This window comes from Acidimicrobiales bacterium (genome assembly GCA_025455885.1).
Lineage (GTDB): Bacteria > Actinomycetota > Acidimicrobiia > Acidimicrobiales > Acidimicrobilacustridaceae > Rhabdothermincola_A.
Map to the genome: position 1 here is coordinate 119,860 of JALOLR010000007.1, position 17,762 is coordinate 137,621.

At 73.0% G+C, this 17,762-nt stretch carries 17 protein-coding genes; 10 read left to right on the forward strand and 7 right to left on the reverse strand.

The annotated features are described in order from the left end of the window. Positions 1-44 precede the first annotated feature (44 nt). The 3 genes from MUE36_07525 to MUE36_07535 all read right to left on the reverse strand — a co-directional run bounded on the left by MUE36_07525 (position 45) and on the right by MUE36_07535 (position 2,662). Complete coding sequence (locus MUE36_07525; GenBank protein ID MCU0310774.1) at positions 45-677, reverse strand: histidine phosphatase family protein; 633 nt, start codon at positions 675-677, stop codon at positions 45-47. Next, complete coding sequence (zwf, locus tag MUE36_07530; GenBank protein ID MCU0310775.1) at positions 674-2,095, reverse strand: glucose-6-phosphate dehydrogenase; 1,422 nt, start codon at positions 2,093-2,095, stop codon at positions 674-676. The genes MUE36_07525 and zwf overlap by 4 nt, the downstream gene beginning before the upstream one ends. 81 nt (positions 2,096-2,176) lie before the next feature. Beyond that, positions 2,177-2,662 carry a hypothetical protein gene (locus tag MUE36_07535; protein ID MCU0310776.1) on the reverse strand — a complete coding sequence of 162 codons (486 nt, stop codon included), beginning with the start codon at positions 2,660-2,662 and terminating at the stop codon, positions 2,177-2,179. Positions 2,663-2,819: 157 nt separating this feature from the next. Between MUE36_07535 and MUE36_07540 the strand changes: the two genes are divergently transcribed. From MUE36_07540 to MUE36_07560, 5 genes are all read left to right on the forward strand, one after another. After that, positions 2,820-3,494 carry an NAD-binding protein gene (locus tag MUE36_07540; GenBank protein MCU0310777.1) on the forward strand — a complete coding sequence of 225 codons (675 nt, stop codon included), beginning with the start codon at positions 2,820-2,822 and terminating at the stop codon, positions 3,492-3,494. Continuing rightward, positions 3,494-4,162: a TrkA family potassium uptake protein gene (locus tag MUE36_07545; GenBank protein MCU0310778.1), complete on the forward strand. Its 669-nt coding sequence runs from the start codon at positions 3,494-3,496 to the stop codon at positions 4,160-4,162. Before MUE36_07540 ends, MUE36_07545 begins: the two co-directional genes overlap by 1 nt. Positions 4,163-4,454: 292 nt before the next feature. Then, on the forward strand, positions 4,455-7,253 hold the full coding sequence (locus tag MUE36_07550) for an HAD-IC family P-type ATPase (GenBank protein ID MCU0310779.1): 2,799 nt from the start codon (positions 4,455-4,457) through the stop codon (positions 7,251-7,253). Positions 7,254-7,282: 29 nt separating this feature from the next. Next, positions 7,283-7,618 carry a zf-TFIIB domain-containing protein gene (locus tag MUE36_07555; protein MCU0310780.1) on the forward strand — a complete coding sequence of 112 codons (336 nt, stop codon included), beginning with the start codon at positions 7,283-7,285 and terminating at the stop codon, positions 7,616-7,618. 16 nt (positions 7,619-7,634) lie between these two features. Next, complete coding sequence (locus MUE36_07560) at positions 7,635-8,027, forward strand: hypothetical protein (protein MCU0310781.1); 393 nt, start codon at positions 7,635-7,637, stop codon at positions 8,025-8,027. Positions 8,028-8,046: 19 nt separating this feature from the next. Here MUE36_07560 and MUE36_07565 read toward each other — a convergent pair whose 3' ends face one another. Together MUE36_07565 and MUE36_07570 are read right to left on the reverse strand one after the other, a co-directional pair. Beyond that, positions 8,047-8,775, reverse strand: coding sequence for a maleylpyruvate isomerase family mycothiol-dependent enzyme (locus MUE36_07565; GenBank protein ID MCU0310782.1), 729 nt, complete (start codon positions 8,773-8,775; stop codon positions 8,047-8,049). 26 nt (positions 8,776-8,801) lie between these two features. Then, complete coding sequence (locus tag MUE36_07570) at positions 8,802-10,118, reverse strand: cyclopropane-fatty-acyl-phospholipid synthase family protein (GenBank protein ID MCU0310783.1); 1,317 nt, start codon at positions 10,116-10,118, stop codon at positions 8,802-8,804. A 181-nt stretch (positions 10,119-10,299) separates the two neighbouring features. Here MUE36_07570 and MUE36_07575 point away from each other — a divergent pair, with 181 nt between their 5' ends. Genes MUE36_07575 through MUE36_07585 form a run of 3 tightly spaced genes read left to right on the forward strand, consistent with a single transcriptional unit; the run spans position 10,300 to position 13,781 of the window. Beyond that, a complete protein-coding gene (locus MUE36_07575) occupies positions 10,300-11,979 on the forward strand; it encodes a PAS domain S-box protein (protein MCU0310784.1) in 1,680 nt (559 codons plus the stop codon). A gap of 57 nt (positions 11,980-12,036) precedes the next feature. Further along, positions 12,037-13,269 carry an amidohydrolase gene (locus MUE36_07580; GenBank protein ID MCU0310785.1) on the forward strand — a complete coding sequence of 411 codons (1,233 nt, stop codon included), beginning with the start codon at positions 12,037-12,039 and terminating at the stop codon, positions 13,267-13,269. Continuing rightward, positions 13,269-13,781 (forward strand): MarR family transcriptional regulator, encoded by a 513-nt coding sequence (locus MUE36_07585; protein MCU0310786.1) that lies wholly within the window; start codon positions 13,269-13,271, stop codon positions 13,779-13,781. The genes MUE36_07580 and MUE36_07585 overlap by 1 nt, the downstream gene beginning before the upstream one ends. Here MUE36_07585 and MUE36_07590 read toward each other — a convergent pair whose 3' ends face one another. Then, positions 13,782-14,690 (reverse strand): SDR family oxidoreductase, encoded by a 909-nt coding sequence (locus MUE36_07590; protein MCU0310787.1) that lies wholly within the window; start codon positions 14,688-14,690, stop codon positions 13,782-13,784. It abuts the gene before it with no gap. A gap of 2 nt (positions 14,691-14,692) precedes the next feature. Further along, positions 14,693-15,475: an enoyl-CoA hydratase/isomerase family protein gene (locus MUE36_07595; GenBank protein MCU0310788.1), complete on the reverse strand. Its 783-nt coding sequence runs from the start codon at positions 15,473-15,475 to the stop codon at positions 14,693-14,695. A gap of 135 nt (positions 15,476-15,610) precedes the next feature. Between MUE36_07595 and MUE36_07600 the strand changes: the two genes are divergently transcribed. Both MUE36_07600 and MUE36_07605 read left to right on the forward strand, forming a co-directional pair. Further along, complete coding sequence (locus MUE36_07600) at positions 15,611-16,633, forward strand: acyl-CoA dehydrogenase family protein (protein MCU0310789.1); 1,023 nt, start codon at positions 15,611-15,613, stop codon at positions 16,631-16,633. Continuing rightward, a complete protein-coding gene (locus MUE36_07605; GenBank protein ID MCU0310790.1) occupies positions 16,633-17,760 on the forward strand; it encodes an acyl-CoA dehydrogenase family protein in 1,128 nt (375 codons plus the stop codon). Before MUE36_07600 ends, MUE36_07605 begins: the two co-directional genes overlap by 1 nt. Positions 17,761-17,762: the final 2 nt, after the last annotated feature.

The following is a 17,762-nucleotide window of genomic DNA, read 5'->3' on the forward strand; positions in this document are numbered from 1 at the left end:
GCGTCGCCGGGCGCGAGGTCTCCCACCCCCTCCGAGGTGTGGCGTCAGCGCTGCGGCCGGCGAGCGGGATGGGTCCCGTCCGTGGTGGGATCCCCCGGCGCGTTCCAGAGGTGGATGCCGGGGACGGCGTGCTCCCAGCCGAGCACCGACAGCGTGGCCGTGGCCAGGGGCAGCCGGCGGCCCTCGACCGGATCGAGCTCGCACCACCGTGCGGCGAGCACCCGCAGCACGTGCCCGTGGGCGACGACGAGGGTGTCGCCGTCGACGGCCCTCGCCCGCGCGATGACCCGGTCGACGCGGGTGGCGACCTCGTCGAGCGTCTCACCGCCGGGCACCGGACCGCTGAAGACGGTCCAGCCCGGTCGCGACGTCCGGATCTCGGCCGTCGTCAGGCCCTCGAGCTCCCCGTAATCCCACTCGAGGAGGTCGTCGTCGACCAGGGCCTCGGGGTGGCCGGCCAGCTCCGCGGTCCGGCGTGCCCGTCGGAGCGGGCTGGTGAGGACGAGGGCGAAGTGACGCCGGGCGAGGAGCGAACCGACGGCGCGGGCCTTCTCCTCCCCCTCGGGCAGCAACGGGAGGTCGGTGCGGCCGGTGTGGCGCCCGGTCACGCTCCACTCGGTGGCGCCGTGGCGCACCAGGAACAGCTCGCCCGGTGCGGCGGGCCGGCCGTCGGTCACGGCCGGGGTTGGTCGGCCGGGGGCTCGTTCGGCCAACCGCCGTGGTGGCGCACGAGGTCGGAGGCGCCCTTCGGGCCCCACGAACCCCTGCGGTACGGCTCGACAGGGCGGTGGTCGGTGAGGATGCGCTCGACGATGCGCCAGGACTCGAGCACCGAGTCGGCCCGTGCGAACAGCGTCGGATCGCCGTTCATGGCCTCCTCGATGAGCAACTCGTAGGGCTCGGGGCCGCAGTCGGCGCGGGCCTCGGGCGGCGGGGCGAGCGTGACGGCCGTGGGCATCATGTCGTCCCCGGGGGCCTTCGTCAGCCACGTGAGGGCGCTGAAGCTCTCGGGCTTCACCTCGATGCGGATGGCGCTCTTCGGGAGGTGGGAGTGCTCGGGGATCCAGAGCGGACGGGGTGGTGGCTTGAACTCGATCGTCATCTCGGTGACGGTCTCGGCCAACGCCTTGCCGGCCCGCAGGTAGAACGGCACGCCGCTCCAGCGCGGCGAGTCGAGGTCGAGGCGGAACGCGCCGTAGGTCTCGGTGTCGGAGCCGGGACGGACCCCGGGGACGTCGAGGTAGCCCTCGTGCTGGCCGCGGACGTACCGCGCGGGGTCGACGACCCGGGCGGACTCGAGGACCTTCGCCTTCTCGTCGCGCAGCGCCTTGGCGCCCTCGTTCACGGGCTGTTCCATGGCCAGCATGGCGACCATCTGCAACAGGTGGTTCTGCATGACGTCGCGCAGCGCGCCGACCGAGTCGTAGAACGCGCCCCGGTCCTCCACGCCGAAGTCCTCGGCCATCGTGATCTTCACCGCCGACACGACGTAGCGGTGCCACATGGGTTCGACGATGGCGTTCGCGAAGCGGGTGACGAGCAGGGCCCGAAGGCCCTCCTTCCCGACGAAGTGGTCGATGCGGAAGATGGCCGATTCGGGGAAGTGCTCGTGGAGCGTCTCGTTGAGCTCGACCGCCGAGTCGTGGTCGCGGCCGAAGGGCTTCTCGATGACCAACCGCGCCCCGCGGTCGAGGCCGACCCCGGCGATCCCGCCGGCCACGGTGGCGAACATCGACGGCGGGACGGCGAAGTGGAAGACCGGGTTCCGGGCACCGCCGGCGGCGGCGCGGAGCGCCTCGAACGTGGCCGGGTCGGCGTAGTCGCCCGGGATGTAGCGGAGGTTGGCGGCCAGGCGGTCGAACACCGTCTCGTCGACGCCCTCGCCGGCCTCCTCCACCGACCGCCGGGCGTGGGCCCGCAGGTCGTCGTCGTCCCATGCGTCGATCGCCACGCCGACCACCGGGACTCCGAGCAGCCCTCGGCCCTCGAGGCGGTAGAGCGCCGGGAACAGCTTCTTGCGGGCCAGGTCGCCCGAGGCTCCGAACATGACGAGGAGGTCGGAGCGTGGCCGGTCGATCGGGGGGGAGAGGGGCATCGTCGCTCCACGAGACGTCGGGCCGCTCACGCTATCCCCTCGCCCTGGGCGGGATCGGACCTCGCCCGCTCTCTCCGTGGATCAGCCGGGCTCGGTGGGCGGGACGGACGCGGGACCTTCGCGACGGATCCGGTCGACGGCGCGGAGGGCTTCGCGCAGCTCGTCGAGCCAGGCCGCCTCGCCGGCGCCGATGCGCTTCACGCACCAGGCGAGGGCGTCGGATCGGCTGCGGGCGACCCCGCTGGCCACGAGGACGTCGAGCACCTGTCGTTCGGGCAGGCGCAGCCGGGTCATGGCGGGCACGGCGAGGTGGGTGAAGAGGTGCACGTCGTCGCCGCGGCGGACCCCCCACGACACGGTTCGGCCGAACAGCTCCTGGGCCCGGCCGGCGATCTCGATGCGGTCGGCCTTGGTCGACGACCGGAAGGCCCGCACGTCGGCGTCGTCGGCGAGCGGCACCACGACGACGATCTCGTCGGCGTCGGCGGTCACCTCCGGGGGGGCGGTGGTCCATCCGTCGGGGATCTCGCGGGTGAACCAGTCGGTGTGGGTCATCGCTACTGTCATGCAACAGATATTACAAGTAATTGAAACCCCCGACAACCCGGCGCCGACGAGCCCCGCGGCCCCATCCGGCACTTGCGCTCCCGGGTCGTGCCGGTCGTATGATCCGGCGCCGCCCCCCGGGCGGGTTCGGCCGGCTGGCGGCCGTGGAGGTGGTTGCGTGCACGTCGTGGTGGTCGGTTGCGGACGGGTGGGCTCGGGCCTGGCGATCAACCTCGACGACCAGGGCCACTCCGTGGCCGTCGTGGACCGTCGGTCCAACGCCTTCCGGCGGCTGCCCGCCGCCTTCGGCGGCCGGACGGTGACCGGGGTGGGGTTCGACCGGGCGTGCCTGCGCGACGCCGGGATCGAGCAGGCCTCGGCGCTGGCCGCCGTGACCAGCGGCGACAACTCGAACATCCTGATCGCCCGCACCGGCCGGGAGTACTTCGGGGTGGAGCGGGTGGTGGCGCGCATCTACGACCAGCGTCGTGCGGCCATCTACGAGCGCCTCGGCATCTCCACGGTGGCCACGGTCGGCTGGGCCATCGACCGGGTGCTGCGTCGCATCGAGGTCGGGACGCAGGAGGTCGAGTGGATCGACCCCAGCGCCCGCGTGTGCCTGGTCGAACGCCTCGTCCCCGACTCGTGGGCCGGCCATGCGTTCTCCGCACTCGAGAGCGACGGCGGGGTCCGGGTGGTGGCGGTCACCCGGCTGGGCGTCGCCCAGGTCGTGAGCTCGGCGCTGCTCGCGCAGGCCGGGGACGTGGTGTGGCTGGCGGTCGACGGCGACCGGCTCGAGGCGATCGACGCGCTGCTCGCCGGCGGCCCCGGCGACCGTGAGGGGGGGCACTGATGCGGGTCGTGATCGTCGGTGGCGGCAACGTCGGCACCTACATCGGTGGTGCGCTGCGCGACGGCGGGCACGAGGTGCTCATCGTGGAGGTCGACCCCGATCGGGTGGCCCGCGCCCAGGCCAACGGCGAGCCCCCCGGTGCGGCGTGGCTCCTCGCCGACGGGTGCGAGGTCTCCGAGCTGGCGGCCGCCGACCCGGCGCGGGCCGACGTCGTGGTCGCCGTCACGGGCGACGACGAGGACAACCTCGTCGTGTCCTTGCTGGCCAAGCAGGAGTTCGGTGTGCCCCGGGTGGTCGCCCGGGTCAACAACCCGGACAACCACTGGATGTTCAACGAGTCCTGGGGGGTCGACGTGTCCGTCTCGACCCCGCACCTGCTGACCGCGCTCGTCGAGGAGGCGGTGTCGGTCGGCACGTTCGTGCGCCTCCTGTCGTTCGACCGCGACCGGGCCCAGCTCGCCGAGGTGACGCTCGCACCGGGCTCGCCCGCCGAGGGCCGGGAGATCCAGGCGCTCGGGCTGCCCCGGGCGTCGAGCATCGTCGCTGTCCTGCGCACCGACCACCTCGTGGTGCCCCGTGGCGACACCGTGCTCGGCGCCGGCGACGAGGTGCTCGTCCTCGTCACCCGCGATTCCGAGGACGAGGTCCGTCGGATCCTCGTGGGCTGAGCGCCTCCCGAGGACCGGCCGACCGGCAACCGGTCACCGCCGATCGCGGTGCATCGGTGCGAAGAGCCGCGGCTTCCGCCATACTGCTCGCAGTGAGGGGAGTACCCCATCACAGCGGTGTCGTCATCACGGCGGGTCGGCTTCGGCTGGACCACCCGGTGCCGCTGGCCCTTGCGGGCGGGGGAGACCTCCGGTCCTCTGGCTCCCCTCGGGGGCCTGTTGTCGTCGTCCGACCTGACCGGAGTCCGCTGTGGTTGCCTCATCGTCCGTCACCCCTGAGCCCTCGTCGCCCGTGGCCCCTGTGCCGTCCGCCGAGCCGTGGCACACCTATCCCGCCGCAGAGGTCGCCGAGCGACTCGGCGTCAGCGTCGATGCGGGGCTCTCCGACGCCGAGGTCGCCGCCCGCGTCGAGCGCCACGGCCTGAACCGGCTGGCCGAGCCCCCCAAGCGGCCCAAGTGGAAGCTCTTCCTCGACCAGTTCCGCAGTGGGATCGTGCTCATCTTGGTGGCGGCCGCCGTGCTGGCCGGGGCGATCGGCGACCTCAAGGACTCGATCGTCATCGCCGTGGTGCTGTTGATCAACGCCGTCCTCGGCTACGTGCAGGAGGCGAAGGCGTCCTCGGCTCTCGAGGCGCTCAAGCAGATGCTCGTCTCGAAGGTGCGGGTCCGCCGCAACGGCGGCATCGCCGAGGTCGTCACCGACGACCTGGTCCCGGGCGACGTCGTGCTGCTCGAGGCCGGGGACCGCGTGCCCGCCGACGGGCGGGTCGTGCTGGCCGCCAACCTCCTGGTCGACGAGTCGTCGCTGACGGGCGAGTCGGTGCCGGTGGAGAAGGACAGCGAGGCCACCGAGCGCGCCGACGGGCCGCTCGGCGACCGCCACGGCGCCCTGTACATGAACACCACCGTCGCCCGCGGCCGCGCCGAGATGGTGGTCACCGAGACCGGGATGCGCACCGAGATGGGCAAGGTGGCCGACCTGCTCGGCAACGCCGACCCGGGCCAGACCCCGCTGCAGCGCCAGCTCGACGGCCTCAGCAAGAAGCTGGCCGTCATCGCGGTGGTCGCCGTGGGGCTGGTCTTCGCGCTCCAGCTCGTCCAGGGCGAGGACCTCGCCGAGGCGGCGATCGGGGCCGTGGCCCTGGCGGTGGCGGCCATCCCCGAGGGCCTGCCGGCGGTCGTCACGGTGACGCTCGCGGTCGGCATCTCCCAGATGGCCAAGCGCAACGCCATCGTCAAGCGGCTCCACTCCGTCGAGACCCTCGGGTCCACCACGACGATCTGTTCGGACAAGACCGGGACGCTGACGCTCAACCAGATGACGGCCCGCGAGGTCGTCCGGGGCGGGCACGTGTGGAAGGTCGGCGGCGAGGGCTACGCCATCACCGGCGAGTTCGTCGCCGAGGACGGGACCGCCACGGCCGCCGACGCCCTCGTCGACACCCTCACGCCGGCCGCGCTGTGCGCCGACGCCGTGGCCCGCACCGGCGCCGACGGCCGCCCCGACGTGGTGGGCGACCCCACCGAGGTCGCGCTCGTCGTCGTCGCCGCCAAGGCCGGCATCGACGTCGAGGGGCTACGGACCGCCCGCCCCCGCCTCGGCGAGGTGCCGTTCGACTCCACCACCAAGTTCATGGCCACCTTCCACCGGGTCCACGACGACGGTTCCGACGACGTGGTCGTGTACGTCAAGGGTGCGCCCGACGTGCTGCTGGGCCGGTCGACGTCGTTCATCGACGGTCAGGGGCAGGTGCGTCCCCTCGACGACATGGCCCGGGCCGGACGCCAGGCCGACAACGACCGCCTGGCGTCGGAGGGGATGCGGGTGCTGGCCCTGTCCTCGCGGACGCTGCCCGCCGCGGAGGTCCTCGACGCCGACGGTGCGGTCGTCGAGCCCGAGCGCTGGATCGACGACCTCACCCTCCACGCCCTGGTGGGCATCGTCGACCCCCCGCGGGCCGAGGCCCGCGACGCCATCGCGTTGTGTCACGCCGCCGGCATCGACGTGAAGATGATCACCGGCGACCACGCCATCACCGCCGGCGCGATCGCCGCCGAGCTGGGGTTGCACGGCCGGGTCGTGACCGGTGACGAGCTCACGGCGATGAGCGACGAGGAGCTCGCCGAGTGCATCGAGGACATCGCCGTGTGCGCCCGGGTCTCGCCGGAGCACAAGGTCCGGGTCGTCAAGGCCCTGCAGGCCCGTGAGCACGTGGTCGCCATGACCGGCGACGGTGTCAACGACGCGGCCGCCCTGCGCACGGCCGACATCGGGGTGGCCATGGGGATCACCGGCACGGAGGTCACCAAGGAAGCCGGCGACATGGTCCTCACGGACGACAACTTCGCCACGATCGTCGGCGCCGTCGAACGTGGCCGCACCATCTACGACAACATCGTCAAGTTCGTGCGCTTCCAGCTCTCGACCAACCTGGGCGCCATCGCCACGATCCTCGGGGCCAGCCTCCTCGGGTTCCCGGTCCCGTTCAGCCCCATCCAGGTGCTGTGGGTGAACCTCATCGCCGACGGCCCCCCGGCGCTGTCGCTCGGGGTCGACCCGCCCTCCGCGGGGGTCATGCACCGTCGGCCGCGGGCGGCGGCGGCGCCGATCCTCTCGCTGTCACGGGTCTCGCGGCTCGTCTTCTTCGGCATGATCATGGCGGTGGGCACGCTGTCGCTGTTCGTGTACGGCCGCGACAACTACGACGAGCAGACCGGCCTCACGATGGCCTTCACCGTGTTCGTCCTCTTCCAGATGGCCAACGTGTTCAACGCCCGCACCGAGCACTCGTCGGTGTTCAGCCGCTACGCCTTCACCAACGGCAAGCTCTGGCTGGCGGTGATCGGCGTGTGCATCCTGCAGTACCTGGCCACGTCGTGGGGTCCGATGCAGTCGCTGTTCGGCACCGAGTACCTGTCCCCCTCGCAGTGGGCGCTGTGCTTCGTCGTCGCCCTGTCGATCATCGTCATGGAGGAGATCCGCAAGGTCGTGGCTCGTCTCGTCGGCCTCGGCGGCGATCCCCACCCCGAGCCCGACGACACCCACCCGCAACCCGCCGCCGCGGCGGCGTCCTCCGGAGGAGTCGCGTGAACTGCCCCCACTGTCGTACCAACCTGTTGATGAGCGAGCGCCACGGCGTCGAGATCGACTACTGCCCGGAGTGCCGCGGTGTGTGGCTCGACCGGGGGGAGCTCGACAAGATCATCGAGAAGACGGCGGTCGAGGAGGAGGCCCGTCGGGCGCCGGCGCCGCCGCCCGCCGACCGGCGCGACGATCGCTACCCCGACGACCGCTACCCCGACGACCGGTATCGTGATGACCGGTACCGGGACGACCGGTACCGGGACGACCGTCCGATGTGGTCGGCGCCCGCTCCCCCGCCGACGGCGTCGGGCCACGGGTACAAGCCGAAGCGCAAGTCGCGGTCGGTCCTCTCGGACATCTTCGACTTCTGACGATCGGGGAGGGGGCATGGCCGACCACGAGCACCACGCCCACGAGCGGTGGGAGCGCCTCGAGGAGGCGGCAATCGCCGCGGAGATGGAGACCGACGGCCGCGAGGAGACCGTCGAGGAGGCCAAGCGGGGAGTGGTGCGCCGCATGGCGCGGATGTCGGCCGGGTTCTTCCTGGTCGCGCTGGGCACGGCCCTGCTCGTCCTGCCCGGGCCCGGGCTCGTCGTGATCGCCAGCGGGCTGCTCCTGTTGTCCCGCGACGTCCCCTTCGCCGCCCGGATGCTCGACAAGGTCCGGTCTCGGATCCCCGCCGACGCCGACGGCAACGTCTCGAAGCCGGTGGTCTTCGGCGGCCTGGTCGTGACCGCCATGGCGCTCGGCGGGAGCGTCTGGTGGACCTTCCTGCGGTGAGCCCCGTCGACCCCGCCCGTCAGGGCACCAGCGCGGCCCAGGCGTCCAGGAGCGTGGCGTCGCCGAGGACCTCGAGCCCGGCGTCGGTGACCGATCGGCGCCCCCAGGCCCACAGGTAGATCCCGCCGCCCGGGCCCCTCACGGCGAGGTCGCCCTTGCCGTGGTCCCGGGTCGTCGACATGACGCCGTCGGCGAAGGTGATCAGCCACTCGCCCGGCAGGTCGGTGCAGTGCAGGTGGACGGTGGCGGTGAGGTCCGCTTCCTTGTGCGGGAACACGTTCGGCATGAGCAGCGCGACGAGCTCGTCGATCCCGTCGACGGCCTGGTCGTGGGCGATGTGGGGGGGCGTGCGGCCGGCGGCGAGCTCGGCGTCGACGCGGTGGATCGTCGTCTCGTGGACCATGCGTCGCAGCCAGAAGGCGTTCACCTGGGGCTCACGGGTGAAGTTCCACGACGGTCCCTGCGGGTCGGCGATCTCGAGGGTCACGCACAGCCGGTCGAGCGTGGCGGTGAACTGTTCGAAGAGCGCCTCGTCGTCGGCGAACCTCGGGAACTCGCTCGACCGGGGCGGGGTGTCGGCGCCGGTCCGCACGACGGCCTCGGCGCGCTGGTGGACCTTGGCGAGGTGCTGGAGCAGGCGCCGCACGTCCCACCCTTCACAGGTGGGGACTGGAGCGTCGAGGCCGGCGGCGCGGCCGGCGTCGACCATGGCGTTGCCCTCGAGGCGGAGTGTGGCGAGTCGGTCCATGGTCCCTGTCTACCGCCCGCCGTCACCTAGGTGCCGGTCGGCGTCTCGAACGAGGGGCGCAGCGCCAGGCCGCTCGACCCGCCGTCGCCGGGCTTGACGGCGAGCACCTGGTGCACCTGGACGCCCCCGAGCGTGAAGTTGATCGCGGAGGCCGCCATGTAGAGCCGCCACACCCGGGCGCGGCCCTCGCCGACCTCGCGCACGGCTTCGTCCCAGTTGGCCTCGAGGTTGGCGACCCACTGGCGCAGGGTCAGGGCGTAGTGCTCGCGCAGCGACTCGAGGTGGCGCACCTCGAAGCCGTTCTCCTGGAGCATCGAGATCACTACGCCGACCTCGTGCAGCTCGCCGTCGGGGAACACGTAGCGCTGCATGAGGTCGCTCTCGATCCGCGACGTCAGGTCGGAACCGACCGCGGTGGCCAACCGTCGCCCGAAGGCCTTGACCCGGGCGATCGGCCCGTCGCCCTGGGGGTAACCGGGGCGGGCGATGGCGTGGTTGAGGAGGCGTCCTTCCGGCGGGAGCAGCGCGTAGAGGTCGCGCGTGTACTCCTCCAGCCGCCGTCGGCCCACGTGCTCGAACATCCCGATCGAGCTGATGGCGTCGTACGGGCCGTCGACCACGTCGCGGTAGTCCTGGACCCGGATCTCGACGAGGTGCTCGAGGTGGGCCTCCTTCACCCGACGGCGGGCCAGCTCGGCCTGCTCCACCGAGATCGTGATGCCCACCGCCGACACCCCGTAGTGCTCGGCGGCGTGGATCACCATCGATCCCCATCCGCAGCCCACGTCGAGCAGGCGCATCCCCGGGGCCAGTCCGAGCTTGCGGCACACGAGGTCGAGCTTCGCGGTCTGGGCGGCCTCGAGGCCCACCTCCGGGGACGCCCAGAGGGCGCACGAGTACACCATCGTGGGGCCGAGGACGAGCCGGTAGAACTCGTTGGAGACGTCGTAGTGGTGCGAGATCGCCTCGCGGTCCCGGCGCTTGGAGTGACGGGTGCCCTTCAGCCGGATCTCCTCGGCCGGTGGGGGAGGAGGGCGCAGCACGCCGGTGCCCACCTCGGCCAGCAGCGGCACCACGTCGCGGGGCGAGAACCGGAGGTCGACGTCGGCGGCGGTCTCGAGCAGCGCGTCGAGGTCGCCCTCGAGGTCGACGTCGCCGGCGACGAAGGCCCGCACGAGACCGAGCTCGCCGGGTCGGTTGAGGAGGCGGGCCAGTGCCTCCCGGCGGCGCACGACGATCCTCGTGGGGGCGTCCGGCGGACCGGAGGCGCTCCCGTCGTAGGCCTCGATCCGCAGTGAGGCCCGATCGTTGATGACGCTGGCGAGGTGCGGCGCGACGGCCATCCTGTACCCCCGTGATCGTGCGTGCTCCTCGGCACAGTTCAGCAAAGACCGGCGGGGTCGCGTCGGAGATTTTCACGTTCGGGCGGGCCCGGCGCGGCGACCGTCCGGCGAGGGTGGGTCCCCCGGCTCATTCGGCCCCCGGCCGCTCAAGGGGCCCACGCCCGCCGACGATGACAACTGCGTGTTGTCGTCCCCACAGCCGGTCGGCGCGGACGCCTTCGACCTCGACGTGTTGTCGGCGGCGGTCGAGACCGCCGAGGCCCTCATCGTCGTCACCGACCCGAAGGGCGTGATCCTGCGGTTCAACCCGGCGTGCGAGCGCCTCACCGGGTGGAGCGCCGAGGAGATGGTCGGGCGCAACGCCGTCGACCTCCTCGCTCCGGGACGCAAGGCCGAGGTGATCGAGCGGGCCGTGGACCACCTGCGCACCGGAGGCTCGCGGCGCAGCGTCGGGCGGTGGCGCACTCGGTCGGGCGAGGAGCGCACGATCTCCTTCACCGACACCGTGCTCAACGACGACCAGGGCCGGGTGCGCTGCCTCGTCGCGACCGGGGTCGACATCACCGCGGAACGTCGTGCCGAGGCCGCCCTGGTGGCGAGCGAGCGGCGCCACCGCGCCCTCGTCGAGCACGCCACCGACGTCGTGGTCGTGCTCGACCCCGACAGCACCCTGCGCTACGTGAGCCCCTCCGCCGAGCGCCTGTTGGGCTGGACGCCCGAGCAGCTCGAGGGCCGGAAGGGCTTCGACCTCGTCGTCGAGGCCGACCAGGGGGTCGCCCTGATGGCGATGGAGGAGACGCTGGCCGAGCCGGGTCCGACGACGCTGCGTGAGTTCCGTCTCCGGGACCGATGGGGTCTGCCCGTGTACGTGGAGGCGGTGGCCAACAACCAGATCGACGATCCGGCGGTGGCGGGCGTCATCCTGCACCTGCGCGACATCGACGAGCGTCGTCGCCTCGAGGGCGACCTGCGGGGGGCCGAGGAGCGCTTCCGCCACGCCTTCGCGAAGGCGCCGACGGGCATCGCGGTGATGGACCTGGCCGGGCGGTTCGTCGAGATCAACCCCGCCCTGGCTTCGATCCTCGATCGTGCGCCGAGCGAGCTCATCGCCCGCGTCGAGGACGAGGTCACCCATCCCGAGGATCGCCGGCTCGACGCCGTCCCGCTGCGGCGTCTGCTGGCCGGCGAGGTCGAGGGCTACCAGATCGAGAAGCGGTACCTGCGCCCGGACGGCACGACGGTCTGGGCCATGCTCAACGTGTCGGCGTTGTACCGGCCCGACGGGGAGCCCCAGCACCTGCTCGTCCACATCGAGGACGTGACCGCCCGCCGGACGTTGACCCGTGAGCTGTCCCACCTCGCGAACCACGACGGGCTCACCGGGCTCCCGAACCGGAGCGCCGTGCACCGCCGCATCGACGAAGCCCTGGGCCGGGACGAGGGCGCGGGGGTCGGGGTGCTCTTCGTCGACCTCGACGAGTTCAAGTGGGTCAACGACCGCTACGGGCACGCGTTCGGCGACCAGGCCCTCGCTGCGGTGGCCCGGCGTCTCGCCAGCGTCGTGCGGCCCACGGACTTCGTCGGGCGCGTGGGCGGCGACGAGTTCGTGATCGTCTGCGAGCCCGCCACCGGGCCGACCGTCGAGCGCGTGGCGGCCCGGCTGCAGGAGCGACTGCGGCTCCCGCTCGGGACGGCCGAGCTCCCCGACCTCGTCGTGGGGGCCTCGGTGGGCGGTGTCCTCGCCCGTGCCGGCGAGAGCACGAGCGAGGTCCTCCGGCGCGCCGACGAGGCGATGTACCGAGGCAAGGTCGAGCGGCGCGAGTCGGCCGAGATGGCCCGAGCGTCCCGGGACAGCGCTTGACAAAGTAGCTATGTAAATAGCTATCATGGTCGGGTCCGAACTCCCCGTGGAGGACCCATGAGCCAGACGACCGACGTCACCCCCGCCGAGCACGAGCTCCCCGACATCATCTCCGTCGACGATCACGTCCTCGAGCCGAAGGACCTGTGGCAAGAGCAGCTCCCCCCCTCGCTGCGGGCCCGGGGCCCCCGCGTGGAGCGCCAGCGGGTGCGCCTCGAGTTCACCGGCGGGCACTACGGGTTCGTGATCGACGACGTCCACGGACAACCCTGCGACGTCTGGGTCTTCGACGACCTCACCATGCCGACCGGCTTCCTGCACGCCCCGGCGGGCACCCCCCGCAGCGAGCAGCGCAATGTGCCCGCCGTCTACGAGGACTTCCGCCCCGGCACCCACGACCAGGCCGCCCGGCTCGCCGACATGGACCTCAACCACGTCTCGGCGGCCATCAACTACCCCAACATCTTCCCCCGCTTCGCCGGGCAGGGCTTCGCCGAACGGGCCGACAAGGACCTCGCCCTGGCCTGCCTGCGGATCTACAACGACTGGATGATCGACGACTGGTGCGGCGGGGCCGGCCGCGGTCGGCTCATCCCGCTGACGCTCGTCCCCCTGTGGAGCCCGACGCTCGCCGCCGAGGAGGTGCGGCGTTGCGCCGCCAAGGGAAGCCACGCCATCGCGTTCTCCGAGAACCCGTCCAAGCTCGGCTTCCCGTCGCTCTACAGCGGCGAGTGGGACGTCCTGTGGCAGGCCTGCGAGGAGACGGCGACCACCGTGTCGATGCACATCGGTTCGTCGTCCTCGATGCCCACCACCTCACCCGACGCCCCCCTCGCCACGTCGATGTCGCTCTACGCCCAGAACGCGCAGGGCTCGCTGTGCGACTGGGTGTTCTCGGGCACGCTCGGGCGCTTCGACGACCTCAAGATCGCCTTCGCCGAGAGCCAGGTCGGTTGGATGCCCTTCCAGCTCGAGCGCATGGACAGCGTGTGGCGTGACGGGGTCGGCGGTGTCGACCTCGCCGTCGCGCCGAGCGAGCAGGTCAGGGGCCGGGTGTTCGGCTGCGTCTTCGACGACCTGCACGGTCTCAAGTGCCGCGACGACGTGGGCCTCGGCCAGATCCTCTTCGAGACCGACTACCCGCACTCCGACGGCACCTTCCCCCACTCCCGCAAGGTCGCCCGCGACCTGTTCGCGGCCGCCGGCATGGACGCCGCCGCGTGTCAGGCGGTGCTGCGTGACAACGCCATCGCCGCCTACGGCCTCGAGCGTTTCGGGATCACCGAGTAGTGCCGGCCGCCTCGCCCCCGAAGGCGCGCCGGGCCCCCGCGACCGCCGGGCGCCACGGCGGCGCCGCCCCCCTCGAGCTCCCGGACGACGACGGCGACCTGCTCGGCCACGTGGTGCGCCTGGAGATCCTGGTGGGCCAGGTCCTCGACCGGATCGCCGCCGCCGCCGGGATCAGCGGTGCCGACTACCTCGTCCTCGGTGTGGTCCGGCGCTCCCCCGGGCACCGCAGCGCCCCCACCGCGATCTGCGACGTGCTGGGCCGCACCACCGGCGGGATGACCCTCACCCTCGACCGCCTCGAGCGGTCGGGGTGGGTGCGCCGGCTCCCCGATCCGGCCGACCGCCGCCGGGTCGTCGTCGAGGCGACCCCCGCCGGGCTCGCGCTGGCCACCCGCGTCAACGACGACCTGCACCGCTGGGAGTCCACGCTCGGCGCCTCGGCCGCCGACCGTCGCCGCCTCGCCGCCGCGCTGGCCGACCTCACCGCGCTCATCGCCGCCGCCGACGCCTGATCAGAGCTCGAAGGGGCCCTTGCCCATCTGGTCGCGAACGGTCACGACCGGCGGATTGGTCAGCGTGCGGCGCTGCCAGTTGGCGCCGTCGACGACGAGCGTGTGGCCGCTGATGAACCGGGCGTAGGGGGAGGCGAGGAACGTGGCCGCCCAGGCCAGCTCCCGGGGCCGTCCGACGCGCAACGCCGGCTGGCACACGTCCTTGTCGTCGGTCCGGGCGAGGTTGCCCTGGATGTCGGCGGTCATGTCCTCGTGGGGCATCAGCCCCGGGACCAGTCCGTTCACCTGGATCCCGTAGGGCCCCCACTCCACGGCGAGGGTCTCGACCATGTTCTTCACGCCGGCCTTGGCCGCCGCGGAGTGGGCGAAGCCGGGCCCGCCGGTCCAGGCGTAGGAGGCCCCCACGTTGATGATCGAGGCGGGCGTGCCGGCGCCGATGTGGCGGCGGGCGAACTCGCGGGCACAGAAGTAGGTGCCGTTCAGGGTGATGTCGACGACCGTGCGCCACGCGTTGGGGGACATGTCCTCGGCGGGCACCGGGAAGTTGGCCGCCGCGTTGTTGACCAACACCGACGGCATGGCGAAGGCCTCGGTGGCGGCGTCGAAGGCGGCCGCGATCTGGTCGGGGTCGCGGATGTCGCAGCCGACGGTCACGACCGGTGCGCCCAGAGCGGCGATGCGCTCGTGGCCGGCCTCGAGGTGCTCGGGCTTGCGGCTGGCGATCACGATCGACGCCCCGAGACGGGCGAACTCGGTGGCGATGGCCGCACCCAGACCGGTGCCGCCACCGGTGACGAACACGGCCACGCCGTCGTAGGCGCCGTCGGGCAGGGCGGAGGCCCCGAGCGGCGGCGCGTCGGGGAGCCCGGGGGTGGGCATCGGTACGGCGGGGGGCGAGGGGTCGGTCACGGTCAGCTCCCGGTGTAGCGAGGCTCGCGGCCCTCGGCGCGGGCGGCGCGGAACTCGGCGAAGTCGTCGGACTTGTTGAGGAAGGTCTGGTAGAAGAGCTCGTCGTCCATCGACGAACGGATCTCGGGGTCGGCGAGATGGCTGATCACCCGGCGGGCCAACTTGACGGTCAGCGCCGGCGCCGCCACCACCTTCTCGGCCATCTCCCGCGCCGTCGCGTCGAGCTCGTCCCGCGGCACCACCCGCGACACGATCCCGAGGCTCAGCGCCTCCGCGGCGTCGAGCCGGCGACCGGTGAGCACCATGTCGCTCACCACCCCGTGTCCGCACATCTGGAACAGCCGTCCCATGCCGCCCGTGTCGGGGATGACGCCGTGGCCGGTCTCGGGGAGCATGAAGCGGGCGTCGTCGGCGGCGATGCGGATGTCGGCGAGCAGCGCTCGCTGGAACGAGCCGCCGATGGCCCACCCCTGGATGGCCACGATGACGGGCGCCTCGAGATCGAAGAGCTGGAGGATGCCGGTGTGGCCCCGGGTCATCAGCTCGTGGTGGGTGAGCTCGGTGACGTTGGTGCCGATGGCCGACACGTCGCGACCCGACGACCACGAGTGCCCCTCGCCGCGCCAGATGACGGCGCGCACGCTCGGTGTGGCGCGGAGCTCGGCCAGGATGGCGAAGAGCTGGGCGTCCATGTCGTCGGTGAACGCGTTGCGCTTGTCCGGGTTGTCGTTGGTGATCGTGGCGATCGGGCCGTCGATCTCGAGTCGGACCTGTCCCTCGGCCATGCGTCCCCCTGTCCCGGCGGGCCGGGCCGCCCGCACGAGCGGCGAGCGTACGCCCCCGGGGTGGCCCCGGCGCACCCGGGTCGTCGCGTCGTCCGGCACCGGTAGCGTCCCGGGCGACGTGGCGAGGGGAGGGCCGTGACCGAGGTGAGGTTGAGCGGGGCGCAGCGGCTCCTGGTCGACACCTGTGCCCGCCTGGCGCAGCGCTGGAGGTCGCACCCGCCGGCGCCGGGGCTCGCGCCCGCGCACGACGCCGGGGCGTGGGGCGCCGTCGTCGGGGCGGGGCTGGTGGCCATGCGGGCCCCCGAGGAGCTCGGCGGCGCCGACGCGACCGCGGTGGACGTGGCGCTCGTCGTGGAGCAACTCGCCCGCGGCCCGGTGGCGGTGCCCTACCTCGGCACGGTCGTCGCGCTCGAGCTGGCCTTGCTCGCCCGGGCCGACGAGGCCGTCGCCGCCATCGTGGCCGGTCACGCCCACGGCGTGGTGGTCGACGACGGGCTCGCCGCCTTCGCCGAGCGGGGCACGGCCGTCGACGCCGTGCCCGGGGACCCGGTGGTGGGCTGGCGGACCGGCTCCCACGATGCGGTGGGGCTCGTCCTCGGCACGGCCGGGGAGGCCCTCGACGGCGTCGACCCGACGCGGGCGACGGCCCGGGCGGACCTCGTCGCCGGGGACCCGATCGGGCATCCGCTCGACCCGTCGGCGCGTCGGCGCGCCGAGGCCCACGCCCTGACGTGGCTGTCCGCCGACCTCCTCGGTGCGATGCACGCCGCCCTCGACCTCGCCGTCGCCCACGCCCGCGACCGCCACCAGTTCGGGCGCCCGATCGGTTCGTTCCAGGCCGTCCAGCACCTCTGCGCCGAGGCGCTGGTGTCGGTCGAGTCGGCGCGCAGCATCACCTGGTACGCGGCGTGGGCGGCGGATGACGAGGGGCCCGACGAGGCCCTCGCCGCGGCCCGGGTGGCCAAGGCGCACTGCGCGCGGGTGGGGTTGGAGGTGGCGGAGGCGGCCCTCCAGGTGTGGGGCGGCCTCGGCCAGACCTGGGAGTGCCCCGGGCACCTCTTCCAACGGCGGGCCCTGTTGGCGGGCCGGCTGCTGGGTGACGAGCGCCACCAGCTCGGGCGGATCGCCGAGGCGCTCGTCGGCGGGGCGGCGCGCTGATGGACTTCCGCGACGACCCGGACGCGGCCCGGTTCCGGGCCGGGTTGCGCGACTGGCTCCGCCGGAACGCCCCCGTCGGTCCCTGGCCGCTCGGCGGTGAGGCCCGGGCCCGGTTCTGGAACGACTGGCACCGGTCGCTCCACGCCGGAGGGTGGATGGGCCTGTCGTGGCCCGTCGAGTTCGGGGGCCGGGGGCTCCCGCAGGTCTACGAGGCCATCCTGAACGACGAGGTCGGACGGGCCGGCGCGCCTCCCGCGCCCCACGTCGGGTTCCTCGGTCGGGCCCTGCTGCACTTCGGCAGCGACGAGCAGAAGCGCCGCGAGCTGCCCCCGTTGCTGTCGGGCGAGGTGATCTGGTGCCAGGGCTTCAGCGAGCCCGGCGCCGGCAGCGACCTCGCCGCCGTCGCCACCCGGGCGGTCCCCGACGGCGACCACTGGGTGGTGGACGGCCAGAAGGTCTGGACCAGCGACGCCGCCTGGGCCGACCGGTGCCTGCTGCTGGCCCGCACCGATCCGAACGCCCCCGCCCATCGCGGCCTCTCGGCCCTCGTCGTCGACATGGCCGACCCGGGTGTCGAGGTCCGCCCCATCGTGCAGTCCAACGGCGACACCGAGTTCAACGAGGTGTTCCTGACCGGGGTGCGGGTGCCCCTCGACGCGGTCGTCGGGGCCCCGGGGCAGGGCTGGGAGATCGCCATGACGACGGTCGGGTACGAGCGGGGTCCGACCGACGTGGGCTTCTCCTCGCGCTACCTGCGCACGCTGGGTGAGCTGACCGAGCGGGCCCGCCGTCAGGGAGTGGACCCGTCCGACGCCGAGGCCCTCGCCGGTGCCCACGTGGCCGTGCAGGTGCTGCGGGCCCACGTCCTGCGCAGCCTCACGGCACGCGACGACGGGGCCCCGCCGGGGCCGGAGGGCTCGATCGACAAGCTGTTGTCGACCCGCACCGAACAGCTCCTCCACCACGTCGCCGTCGGCGTCGTCGGCGCCGACGCCCTGACCGGCGCGGCGCCCGGGGTGCTCGCCGAGTACCTGTACTCGCGGGCCGCGTCGGTGGCCGGCGGGACGAGTGAGATCCAGCGTGACATCGTCGCCCAGCGGGTGCTCGGCCTGCCCCGGCACCGCTGACC